This window comes from Vibrio sp. 1401, from assembly GCF_033340295.1.
Genome location: NZ_JAWOWF010000774.1, coordinates 1 through 536, shown reverse-complemented (window position 1 = coordinate 536; position 536 = coordinate 1). Strand labels below are relative to the sequence as shown.

The following is a 536-nucleotide window of genomic DNA, read 5'->3' as shown; positions in this document are numbered from 1 at the left end:
TAAGTGCAAATTACATCAATGACGTGCACATAGCAATGCACTGCTGCTCAGATTCGTCATTTGATGGCTTTTTAAGATCAAAAAAGGGTGCGCTCTTGAGCCACACCCTAAATCAAATTAAAGATAGAAAGAAGTGATTAACCTTCCACCACCTTCATTAACAACTGCCCATCATACAGAGCTTGTTTTATCAGCGCAGCGCCCGGCATCGTCGCTTGTTTATAAAAGCGAGATTCCACCAGCTCAAGATCTTGGTGATAAACAGGCAAGCTTTGTTCTTCAATACAACGGCGAACGGCTGGATAAAGCACCTCTTTCGCTTGGTTAATTACCCCACCAATCAAAATCTTTTCTGGGTTAAACAAGTTGATCACGATAGCAATTGCAGAACCTAAATAGCGTCCCAATTTTTCAATCACATCAACCGCGAGAGGATCGCCATTTGCCGCGGCTTCACAGATACTTTCGATACTCATCTCTTCTTGATCCGCAAGAATAGAGGCTTCACCTTCAGAGATGCGTCTCACCACTTCTTC

The 536-nt window shown here is 43.5% G+C and carries 1 protein-coding gene; it reads right to left on the bottom strand.

The window, feature by feature from the left end; all coding sequences use genetic code 11:
• Positions 1 to 137: 137 nt before the first annotated feature.
• A partial coding sequence (locus tag R7Z77_RS28090) for an ROK family protein (protein WP_318137400.1) occupies positions 138 to 536 on the bottom strand: 399 nt, incomplete at its 5' end.